This is a genomic window from Gimesia sp., from assembly GCF_040219335.1.
In the GTDB taxonomy this organism is placed as follows: domain Bacteria; phylum Planctomycetota; class Planctomycetia; order Planctomycetales; family Planctomycetaceae; genus Gimesia.
Genome location: NZ_JAVJSQ010000004.1, coordinates 116188 through 127717, shown reverse-complemented (window position 1 = coordinate 127717; position 11530 = coordinate 116188). Strand labels below are relative to the sequence as shown.

General features: G+C 52.5%; 6 protein-coding genes. 1 reads left to right on the top strand and 5 read right to left on the bottom strand.

The genetic code is table 11. From position 1 onward, the window contains the following. Nucleotides 1-7: 7 nt before the first annotated feature. The 4 genes from RID21_RS01615 to RID21_RS01600 form a co-directional block, all read right to left on the bottom strand. Nucleotides 8-856, bottom strand: coding sequence for a carbon-nitrogen hydrolase family protein (locus tag RID21_RS01615; RefSeq protein ID WP_350186879.1), 849 nt, complete (start codon nucleotides 854-856; stop codon nucleotides 8-10). Nucleotides 857-971: 115 nt separating this feature from the next. Further along, nucleotides 972-1694, bottom strand: coding sequence for a metal-dependent hydrolase (locus RID21_RS01610; RefSeq protein ID WP_350186878.1), 723 nt, complete (start codon nucleotides 1692-1694; stop codon nucleotides 972-974). Nucleotides 1695-1823: 129 nt separating this feature from the next. Beyond that, a complete protein-coding gene (locus RID21_RS01605; RefSeq protein WP_350186877.1) occupies nucleotides 1824-2630 on the bottom strand; it encodes an inositol monophosphatase family protein in 807 nt (268 codons plus the stop codon). 82 nt (nucleotides 2631-2712) lie between these two features. Next, on the bottom strand, nucleotides 2713-3957 hold the full coding sequence (locus RID21_RS01600) for a lactate racemase domain-containing protein (protein ID WP_350186876.1): 1245 nt from the start codon (nucleotides 3955-3957) through the stop codon (nucleotides 2713-2715). A 502-nt stretch (nucleotides 3958-4459) separates the two neighbouring features. On the opposite strand from RID21_RS01600, the gene RID21_RS01595 reads away from it, so the two are divergent. After that, nucleotides 4460-7786, top strand: coding sequence for a DEAD/DEAH box helicase (locus tag RID21_RS01595; protein ID WP_350186875.1), 3327 nt, complete (start codon nucleotides 4460-4462; stop codon nucleotides 7784-7786). Nucleotides 7787-7837: 51 nt separating this feature from the next. Here RID21_RS01595 and RID21_RS01590 read toward each other — a convergent pair whose 3' ends face one another. Then, nucleotides 7838-11467, bottom strand: coding sequence for a hypothetical protein (locus RID21_RS01590; RefSeq protein ID WP_350186874.1), 3630 nt, complete (start codon nucleotides 11465-11467; stop codon nucleotides 7838-7840). Nucleotides 11468-11530 lie beyond the last annotated feature (63 nt).

The following is an 11530-nucleotide window of genomic DNA, read 5'->3' as shown; positions in this document are numbered from 1 at the left end:
CGGCAGATCAACCACGATGGGGAGGTTTTAATCCGTGGGGCTCGACGATCAGACCGTACATTTCAGGACGACGATCCGCCAGGCGATCAATCACGTGTTTATCCGGGACCCGGTCAACGCGTTTGTTACGGGCATGCTGCGGATCGAAAGTGGCATATAGAATTTCTTCATCTCTACCGTTTGAAGTGGCCAATGTTTCTCCGGCGGGGCCGCAGATGCGGCTCTTGCCGATGAACTGAAAGCCCCGCTCTTCACCGACCCGGTTGATGGCGCAATAGAAGATCCCGTTTTCCATGGCCCGTGTGTTGATGGCATGCTCGGCCACGCAGTCTGCTCCGGTGGGCCAGTTTGTCGGCAGGATGATCAGATCAGCCTGCTGGAGTGTCATGACACGTGATGACTCCGGAAACGCACTATCGTAGCAGATATTCACACCAATGCGTGCGGATGGGTGTTCGAAGACCTCGAATCCCCGGTCGCCAGGCGTCGCGAAGCGGTCGACACCGAGATAAGGCAAATGGATTTTTCGATATTTGCCCAGCACGCCTTCTCGCGTAATTATAACTGCCGAGTTATAGACCCCATGTGATGCCTGTTCCAGCATTCCGATCACAACAGTTAGTTTCAACTCACGGCAGACCTGCTGTATTGTTTTTGTTGTGGGCCCTGGAATCGTTTCAGCCAGTGGCACTGCTTCCTGCAGGCTGTCAAAGCAGTAACCAGTCAGTGCACATTCGGGGAATACAGCCAGTTCCGCTCCCTCGGAAGCCGTTTCGTGCATCTTTGCGATAATTCGATGGAGATTATCCGTTTTCTCCATCAGGGCGATATCCATCTGGACGCCGGCTATAATCATTTTGCTGCTCCCCTGCTCTAGATTGAGCTAGTCCTGGTCTCGCTGAGTTTTTTACCCATGCGATTATAAAGGACCCGAGAAGGGGATACCATCCCAGCGGTCAGGATACAGGGATTTAAAGACGCTCGGTGGTTTTAAAAGGCAATGCCTGCTGAACTGGCGGTTCTGATTTTTCGATCGGATTCGCATGTTGTGGTGGGGGAATCAGCACGCCTGAATCGACCAGAGTGATATAAGTCATGGTGAGCAGGATTGCATAGGCGACCGCATTTCCAAACAGTCCATTACCAAACCATTTCAGTGCACTGCCTGCAGATTTTTTCAGGCGGATGGTGACCCCTTTGCGTTCCACACTGTAAACCTCATCCAGAACGAGGTGGGAGAGGAAGCCCAGTGAGATACCACCGGCCATCAGAAATTTTACGGCGAAGGAATCACTGATATAGGAGAGGAAGACGGCTTCTCCGGTGATGATCAGAGCGGGGATGCTGTGAAACATCCCCCGATGTACCGCGAATTTCGAGAGGATCGCGGAACCGCCGTAGCGAACTCCCGCATAGGTCACGACCGCCATCAGGATCGCATCATCGGGATCTGCCCCTTTGCGAATCATGCAGCGCATGGCCATAAAGGAAGCGACGGCGGCAGTCAGGCTGAACAGTTCCTTGATGGGCCGTCCCGTTTCAGAATCGAGGTCTGGCAGCATACCTCCCACCCAGGTCAGTACTCCTGCCAGAATACCCTGAGTCGGGGTGAATCCCAATAAGAGGGTACCTACGGAGCCGTAAACGACTCCCAATAACCCGCTGACGCTGATGTGCTCAGTATAACCGGCCATGCAATTCTTCCCTGAAGTTGCCTTCTGTTCCTGAATGGATCGAATCAGTCCTTCCTGAGGAGATCCTAGCAAAGAACTGCAGCGGGAATCAATGCGACTTCAAAACCCTGTTTTATAGCTGGAAATCGGCTAATTCTGGGCAATAATCTGCAGGACCTCGTCTTTGAGTCCGTCGTTGACGGCCATTCCGTTGCCTGTATAAATTGAAGGCTTGCCGTCAAAGTCAATCCAGTGACCGCCGGCTTCTTCCAGGATGGGCAGCAATGCAGCAGCATCCCAGGGGCTTAAGACGGGATCCACCATCACTTCCGCACGACCAGTGGCCACCAGCATGTGGCCATAGCAGTCGCCCCAGCCTCGAGCGAGGTAGGAATTGCGACAGAGGTTCTCATACGCCTTCTGCTTACCGATGGTTTCCCAACGGGTCATGGTGGTAGTACAGAATACGGCATCAGAGAGTTGGGCCTTATCTGAAACCCGGGCACGACGTGGTTCCTGATCACGGATTTTCCACCAGGCCCCATCCCCTTTGATCGCATAGACGACTTCGTCCAGGGCGGGGAAACGGCAGACACCCATGACGAGCTTACCGTTTTCTTCCAGGCCCAACAGAGTTCCGAAGAGGGGCACGCCCTGTGTGAACGGTTTGGTGCCGTCAATCGGATCCAGAATCCACTTGAATGCGTTTGAACCTTCGACCGGCGGTAATTCCTCACCCATGATGCTGTCGTCAGGGAACGCCAAAGTGATTTCTTCCCGCAACAATTCCTCTGCCCCGCGGTCGGCGATAGTGACCGGTGAGTTGTCTGACTTGCGATCTACCTTCAGTTCGGGGGACTGATAGTGTTTGAGAATGAGCTCGCTGGCCTTTTCAGAGGCGGTCAAAGCAAGTTCCAGGCGGGCTTTCAGTTCAAATTGTTCTGAGTGAATAGTCATGATAAGAAAATGGTTTCCTGAGGTTGGTCAGAAGTTATCAGCAATATTGAATGATCAGCGAGTCGCTGACACTTTGGTTGAATTATTCATTTTCCAGACGATAAAGGTGCTCCCCTGCTTTCCTTACCAGGAGGATGCCTTCGTCTTCCCGGTCTGCGAACGATTCGACATCGATCGTATCGGGATCACGATATCCGAGATTGATTTTCTCACAGAGTTCCGGAGGAATCTGGGAAGCCAGAGTTACCTGGACCCGGGGTCGTTCGATACCATCTTTGAATGTACCTGTACCACGCACATGAGTGGAATGGGCGAGGATGCCCCAGGGGTAGTCCTTAAACTGGTCCCACTGTTTGGTGAAGTAGTCGCGGACATGGTAGCCAACTTCGGAAATCAGCTTGCCATGAGTGACCGAAATTTCCTTCATGTGCGGGGCGTAAATGATCAGTTCACCCCCATCAGCGACTACTGGTTCCAGCTTGTACATACATTTGCCGGCAACCCAGAGTTCATCGTACATCAGGGGAGCACAGGAGAGTACCTGTTTGAATGGTTTCGGCTTCCGTTTGATGTGAATCTGACCGGAGAGGTTGGCTGCCGATTCCCAGGCTGATTCCGGGGTTCCATAAAACAAGCCGTAAAGCGAACTGTCCGGAGCGACGACGAAGGTGATACAGCGTTTCTCGTTAGGGATCATTGCTGCAGAACGGTTAACGACTTCGCGTACCGGTGTATGTTTAACGCCAATAATTCCCACGTTGGTAATCAGGGCGCCCAGCCAGTGGAAGAAGTTCAACAGGTCCGGACCGGAGATTCCCGGGAAGAAATATTTACTGCCACCGGAGAAACCGACGACTTCATGTGGGAAGACGGGCCCCATAATCTGGAGCAGATCGTAATCCCGGATGCGGGAATTGATCGTCACAGGGACTTCCATTTCCAGCAGGCCTTCGGAGATGGCTTTGGTATCTTCTTTGGTGAGCGTACCAATCTCGGTCAGACGTTCGGGGTTGTCCCACTCGTGGTTATACAGTCCCACGTCTTTGTATTCTGTCTGGCGGGCCGATTCTGAGATTCCCAGCAGGCGACAGATGTCTTTCTCGGGCATGGGAGGATGCGTGCCCAGGGCAACCAGCACATCGATTTGTCCGGCAACAGGTCTTAACAGGCGATGGAATGTTGAAAACAAGAGAGGCAGAGGTGCGGTGCGGGTCGCATCCGGGATAATGAGCAGAATACTTTTATTGCGATAGTCTTCAACGGGAAGGTTCTCTTCGAACCATTGAATGACTTCCTGTTCTGTGAGGGTCTGATGAGGTTGTTCCATTAGTCGCAATAGCTTTCAGGGGAGCCCACTGGTCTCTGTTTCGATTTACTGCAGGGGCTGACAGCAAAAACTTATTATATAATCCATTTTCGAAAAAAGGAAATCGAGCGAAAGACTTGTGGGAGTCGTATATCACACTTTTTCCCGTTCGACCAGTCTGAGGGGGCTGAACTTCAGAGACTCTTGAATATAATGGAATGCTCAGAATCAATTTTTAAATGGAAGTCAAAAATTCATAAGAAAACCCTCCAGATAGACTGGCCAAAAGCGGCGTGGATCTAGTAACCTCGTAAGATGCGATCTGCGCGGGAGTTGAGGGAAATACTTCAATAACCCCGCCAGGCTGATTCAGTGTGAAACGATCTGGCTGAGCGAACCTAACATTATAAGTTCCGACCGATACTAGCGTTGGTCCAGGAGCCATTCAGGACTGACTTATGCAGATAACTGGGAGTGTCTCAATAATGCGAGTTGCGTTTTGGGATCAGGCAGGAGGCCGTCCATGACGTTAGCAGAATTACTGGAAAATCAATTTCGTGCGGACATTCGTTTCCGTGGAGCGGCTTACATTGAAGCCGAACGAGTTGAGCTGACGCGCGTGACCGCAGACCATGTGTTTGCGGTAGTAAGAGACGGTGTGGAGTATCAGACTCAGCTGTCCCGCGATGACGGCAACCTGAAGACGTATTGCACCTGCGATCAGTTTCAGAAGTTCAACGTCTGTAAACATCTCTGGGCTTCCATTCTGGCGGTGGATGTAGCGGGTTACCTGACCGGTTCGGTCAAACCTGGTTATATCCCTCCCTTCATCATCGAAAATACGCCGATTGCCTTCGATGAAGACGATGACGACTACGATTTCTCAATGCCCTCCGATTTTGAGCTGGGCAGTGGTCGGTCCCGCAAATCAAAGTCAGGTAGTGAGCAGTCGACGGCAGTGACTTCGCGTCCGCGACTGCGCGAGTGGGAAACGAAACTGGTTGAACTGAAAAATGATTTCGCCCTCACGCCGGTTCTGTCCAAAACCACGCAACAGGAACGTGAGATCTTCTACGAGATTGATGTAGAAGAGAGTCAGGAATCTGGACAACTGGTTGTGCAGACTTCACAGCGTCAACGAAGAGCTAACGGCCAGTGGGGCAAGCTGAAGCCGCTCAAGCTCAAGGTCGGTCAGCTACAGGAAGTCGAACATGAAGACGATCGTCGGATTCTGGCATACCTCTCCGGAGGGACACCAGAGCGGACTAACTGGCGAGCCCAGCAGACCGAAACCCAAATAGCTGCGTTCCGCTATCGGGTGCCATATGAACTTTGTGAGCTGATACTTCCGCTGATGTGCGGTACAGGACACGTACGTTACCTGGATCGACAGCCTGATGACGTCGATTCCCTGGTCTGGGATGGAGAGCATGCCTGGGAATTCCGGATGGGAGTTGAGCATGACCGCAAAGAATCGACGTGGAAGCTGAATGGTCATCTGAAGCGAGAAAACGATACGCTGGAGATCTCAGATGCCCGTCTGATTGTCGCGGGGGGACTGGTACTGACCCGCGATAAAATTACACCTCTGGAAGATTACGATGCGTTTCCCTGGATCAAAATGATCCAGATGAACGAGACAATTGAAGTCGATGAAGGCGAGCAACAGGAACTGGTTGACCGCCTGCTGGATATGCCTGTCCTGCCCCGACTGGAACTGCCTGCAGAGCTTCATCTGGAAGAGATCACGTGCGACCCGAGCCCGGAGTTATTGATTCATTCTCCGCAGAAGAAACGCTGGCAGCAGGATCGCCTGTACGGTGAGATTCATTTTAATTATCTGGACCATCTGGTCTCGGGGAGCAGCACCCAGTGGGCGATTGTGGATCGTCAGGAAAAACGCTGCATTCTGCGAAACCGCGAAAAAGAATCTCAAGCCTGGACACTGCTGCAGGATAGTGGTTTTCGTCGCCTGTTGGATCGTCGGATTCAGGGACGCGATGTGGAAATTGCAGCCCGTGATCTGGGGCGAGCAGTTCGCGAAATGATCAATGCCGGCTGGGTGGTTCGCGCCGATGGCAAACAAGTCCATCAGCCATCCAACATGATGTTCAAGGTCCAGTCCGGAATTGACTGGTTTGAACTGCACGCAGATATTGATTTTGAAGGTCAGACGGTTAAGTTTCCTGAGCTGTTATCAGCACTGGCCCGCGGTGATTCATCGATTCGACTCGATGATGGTTCATTGGGGATTCTGCCGGAGGAGTGGATCGAACAGTACGGCATTCTGGCCGGATTGGCGGTTACTGATGAAGAGCATCTCCGTTTCGCTCCCAACCAGGTGGCACTGCTGGACGCTTTACTGAGTTCACAGGAATTTGTTGAGACAGACGCCAAATTCGATGAAATGCGGGATAAGATCCGGAACTTTTCAGGGATTGCCCTGGATAAAGAACCCGCCGGATTCGAAGGAGGCTTGCGCAAGTATCAACTCGAAGGTCTGGGCTGGCTGCAGTTCCTGCAGGACTTCCACTTTGGTGGGTGTCTGGCTGATGACATGGGGCTTGGTAAAACAGTACAGCTGCTGGCCCTGTTGTTACGTCGTAAGAAGGAACGGGAAGGACATCTGCCTTCGCTGGCTGTCGTTCCCAAGTCGCTGATGTTCAACTGGATGCAGGAAGCTGCCAAATTTACGCCTGAGTTGAAAGTTGTCGAGTACGCAGGCGGGGATCGAGGCAAACTGATCGATTCGCTGGAAGAGTACGATCTGGTTTTAACGACCTATGGTACGATGCGTCGCGATATTACTCAGATCAAAGATATCCAGTTCGATTATGCTGTTCTGGATGAAGCCCAGATGATTAAGAACTCAGGGTCGCAGGTTGCGAAAGCATCGCGACTGCTGCAGGCGAAACATCGAATCGCGTTGAGTGGTACCCCGGTGGAGAACCATCTGGGAGATCTGTGGTCGATCTTCGAATTTCTCAATCCCGGCATGCTGGGCCGCAGTTCGGTATTCAAAGCTTACACCAACGACATCGAAGATAAGAATGCCCGGCTCCTCCTGGGGAACGCGTTGCGGCCATTTATCCTGCGGCGAACCAAGGAACAGGTCGCAAACGAACTGCCCGACAAAGTCGAGCAGACGCTCTACTGCGATATGGGCAAAGATCAGTCAAGACTCTACGACGAACTTCGGCAGCATTACCGGGACTCAATCCTGGGAATGGTCGAATCCAAGGGCTTGGGGAAAACCAAAATCCATGTGCTGGAAGCACTGCTCCGGCTGCGACAGGCAGCCTGCCACCCTGCTCTGCTGGAACGGGGACGTGCACTGGATGCTTCGGCCAAGATGGATGTGTTGATTCCACACCTGGAAGAACTGATCGAAGAAGGTCACAAGGCGCTTGTCTTTTCACAGTTTACCAGCATGCTGTCGATTGTGCAGGAACACTTGGATCAAAAAGAGATCGTCTACGAATACCTGGATGGACAGACGCGCGATCGTAAAGAACGCGTCGACCGATTCCAGACCGATAAAGACTGTGGCGTGTTCCTGATCAGTCTCAAGGCCGGTGGCCTGGGGCTGAACCTGACCGCTGCAGATTACGTTTTCATTCTGGATCCCTGGTGGAACCCGGCTGTGGAGACACAGGCGATCGACCGGGCACACCGTGTTGGGCAGACCAAACGGGTATTTGCCTACAAGCTGATCTGTCGCAATACGGTGGAAGAGAAGATCACCGAGTTACAGCAGCAGAAACGCGAACTGGCCGATGCGATCCTGGAAGAAAACCAGAGCGTCCTCAAGAACCTGTCCGGCGAAGATCTCGAACTGCTGCTCTCTTAACAAGGGAGTCAGCAGTGCGAATAATGTCTGCCAGCAGTTAATCTGAGTGATCTATTTGTCAGCCGGTTTCTGATTGGCCAGACCGCGAGTGAAAGCTTCGTAGGCTTCGCGGTATTCTTCTGGAACTGGCAATCGGCGTGGCCCCAGACTGTCGCTGGTTTGCTCTCTGGTGCTGTTCCGGTTTCGGCGTGCCGCCCGGGGAGCGGGTTTGAGTGATTTGAGCATTTCCTCAAACTGCCGCTTACGGGCCAGAGATTCAGGAGACTGCTGGTTATTATCCTGCATTTGCAGTTGTTTCTGCAGGCGTTCGGAAAACTGTTTCATTTCCTCTTTCGTCCAGCCCAGTTCCTTCAATAGTTCCGGATCGACTTCCTCGCGTTTGAGTTCGTCTTTGATGCGTTTCAGAACGAGGTTGGCGGCTTCTTTTCCATATTCGAGGTTGGCTTCATCTGCGTCGGGCAGCGCGGGACTGGAACCGGCGCCCCCTGATTCACTGTCACCAGGAGCGGTGCCCCCGGTTGTCGCACTGGAACCTTGAGGATTGCTGGAGTTGGAGCCTTTACTGGAGCCTGCTGCCTGGCTGTTACTCTTCTGGGATTGCCCTTTGCCCTCGGACGACCCCTGGCCTCCCTTCTGACCACCAGATTGATCTCCTTTTTGTCCGCCAGACTGGTTGCCTTTCTGATTCTGATTTTTGTTCTGGTTGTTGCCTGACTGACCTTTGTTCTGCTGGTTTTGATCCTGTCCCTGTTTTTCAGAAGACTGGTTCTTTTCCATTAATTTATTGGAGCCGGAGGGGTTTCCTTTGTTGCCTTGCTCCTGGTTCCCTTTTTGTCCGGTGGAATCGCCTTTGCCGGGCTGCTGACTCCCTTTCTGTCCCTGGTCATTTTGGGAACTGTTGCCGTTCTCTCCGTCCTGGGGGCGTTTGGATTTTTGATCATTGGCTTCAGGTTTGCCTCCCGGTGGTTGGTTAGAACCGTCGGGCTGATCCTGTTTCTGCTGCGACTTCTTCCCATCGGCAGCCTGTTGCTGTTTGGGAGAGGAGGGATTGTCGTTCGACTGTTGTGGTTTTCGCATTTCAGAACCCGGTTTCTGATCGGGCTGATCATTCTGCTGTCCCGGCTTGGAAGAAGACTGCTGCGGTTTCTCCTGCGGATTGGCATTCGGAGATTTTTTGTCTCCCGGTCGCATCGCGGGTTTCTCATTCGGATCCCGCTTCACGTCGCTGTTGCTCCGCTTGGGATCAGCGTCGGGATCATTGTCCGGTCTGGCGTTCCCCTGCGGATCTCCTTCAGATTTCATTTTGCGATCCGCTTCTTTCGCATCGGAAGGCTCTTTCTTTCCATCCTCTACCCGGCCTTTTTGAGGCGGGGATTTCTGGTCTGCTGATTTCTGATCAGGATTATTTTCATTTGCCTTAGAAGAGGGCTGGGGTTTCTGGTTTTTGTCCTGGTTCTGACCCTGACCGGGTGTGCCTTGAGAGTTTTTATCCTGACTGGAAGAGGATTCGCTGGACTTGGAATCGGCTCCATTCGATTCCGGTTCCTGCATCTGCTTATCAGAGCCCGGGCGTTCGGAGTCCTGTTTCTCAGAACCCTGTTTTTCGTTTTCTGGCTGTTTTTGATCGGAGTCTGGTTCCTGGCCCTCTTTTTTCAGCTTCTCCAGAATTTTCTTGAGTGCTGCCTGGTCGTCACTGCCGTCGCTGTCCAGGCCTTCTTTTTTCTCCGGCTTGGACTGGGGCTGACCTTCACCCTGTTCCGGGTTTGGCTCTGCTCCTGATTCAGGGGAATCTGATTTCTTCTGTCCATGCTGCTCAGACTGTTTTTGATCTTCGTTGCCCGGCTGCTTCTGGTCGCCGGGTTGTTTACCAGAATCGGATTTGGAATCCCCCTGCTCTTTCTGACCTGGCATAGGCTGCTCGCCGTCACCTGGCTGCTGACCGGGTTGTTTTTCCTGACCTTTCTGCTGGCCGGGCTGTTTCTGCTGATCAGGATTCTGTTGCTGCTTCTCTTCCGCGGCCTTTTGCTTTTGTTCTTGCAGTTGTTTTTTGGCTTCTTCGGGTGAGACCGGTTCCTGGATTTCGATTTTGATCTTAGGTGTGTTCTTGCGGTTCCCGGACGGGTGTTTGTTGTCGCGTGCTTCGACCCAGAAGTAAATTGTGTCGCCTGGATTCAATCGGAGAGGTTCCAGGGCGAGATCGTAATTGATGCCTACGCTTTTGCGATCCCCTTCGAACAGGGTTTTATCAAGAATGCGAATCTGCTGTTTTTCAACACGCAGATTGAGATAGCGGAGTTTGAAATCCGGATCTTCCGCGATCACTGAAATCGGGACCGTGCCGTTGGACGGGAGTTTCAGATCCTGTTTGGGAGAGAGCAGACTGATTTCCGGGGGTAGATCACGACGGATCATCAGTGGGTAAACGGTCGGCGAGAGTGTCACCTGTCCTGCTTCGTTCCTGCATTTGATCTGATAGAACTTTGGAAAGGTTCCATCAGATCTCAGCTTCAGTTTCCAGGAGGCGGAGATGCTATTCTTGTCGATCGATTTTTCGACCTGGAACTCTTCCAGCAAAGAGGCCGAGTCTTCTTCGTCAGAAAAGAGAACTTCAAACGATGTGATGGGCATGTTGGTCGTAGCATCTACGGTTACTTTGGTGCCTTCATAGGCATCAATTGCGCCACCGGGCTGTTCTACTGCTGCCAGTTCCATGTACGAAGGATAGTCGTAGCGGACGGAATGCACGGTCGCTGAGGGGGGCTGAATCACACTGACCTGATATTCCTCGGAAACCGCATCACCGGCTTCGATATGGTAGCTCAGATTCTGGCGAATTCCGCGGCCATTGACGCCAACAATCAGACCCTGGAAGCGTTTGAGGGTTTCATCCATGGCTCGGAGTTTGATTGGCTCATCGACGCGCCCCTGGTCACTGGATGTGTAGAACAGTGTGACGTCTTCCGGCACTTCGCCCCGGAGATCGACAATCACTTCCAACTGGCTGCCTGCCAGTACTTCTGTGTTGCCGGGGGTGACGGAGCTGATCTGAGTCTGGGTGGCAAACTCGCGCTCGGAGGAAAATGAGATCGCAGCCGAGAGTGAGGGCCAGATCTGTTTAGGCGAAAAAAGTGCATAGAAACAGAGTATGGCGACGACAAACAACAGGCAGTAAGAAAGCCGCATCAAAGGGCGTCGATCCACCGCCTGTTCGGTATCGGTCTGGGAAAGCGTCAGTGCTGCTCGCTTTTCGAGTGAACTGATGATGTCCGGATTGACTTTGCGGTCGGATCGCTGGAGGTCTACCAGGCTCAACAGCGCGCCATGCATGTCTTCGGAGGTCTGTTCCAACGCACGGGCGGAATAGAGCCGTGTCACTTTCTTGAAGTAGGGTAAAACCAGTTTCCAGACAGCCCAGCCAATACTGGCCAGAATCACCCCGGCGAGCATGGTCAGCCGCGAGAGATGACCGAAGCCCCCCTTGATGAGCCAGTGATCACAGAGAATGAAAAGCAACAGGTAGCCCAGGAAAATTGTGGAGATACCCACTGCCGTCGTGAGCAGATCGTTCGCCTTGATGTGTGAACCGGTGCGGGAGACCTGATAGTCCACATACTCATCAAATTTGGCGTACTGTCCGTTCCGATTTTCTGTCGATGGCGTTGAGTTGGAAGCTGTAGACATGGAAAACCTGCGTCAGTCTGAAATCCGTAAAAAGAACTGTCCTTACGTTCTTATTATAGAATG

Bases quoted from the DNA above. Each gene is read 5' to 3' on its own strand.
- RID21_RS01615 (WP_350186879.1), bottom strand. From the start codon at position 856: ATGATTATAGCCGGCGTCCAGATGGATATCGCCCTGATGGAGAAAACG.
- RID21_RS01610 (WP_350186878.1), bottom strand. From the start codon at position 1,694: ATGGCCGGTTATACTGAGCACATCAGCGTCAGCGGGTTATTGGGAGTC.
- RID21_RS01605 (WP_350186877.1), bottom strand. From the start codon at position 2,630: ATGACTATTCACTCAGAACAATTTGAACTGAAAGCCCGCCTGGAACTT.
- RID21_RS01600 (WP_350186876.1), bottom strand. From the start codon at position 3,957: ATGGAACAACCTCATCAGACCCTCACAGAACAGGAAGTCATTCAATGG.
- RID21_RS01595 (WP_350186875.1), top strand. From the start codon at position 4,460: ATGACGTTAGCAGAATTACTGGAAAATCAATTTCGTGCGGACATTCGT.
- RID21_RS01590 (WP_350186874.1), bottom strand. From the start codon at position 11,467: ATGTCTACAGCTTCCAACTCAACGCCATCGACAGAAAATCGGAACGGA.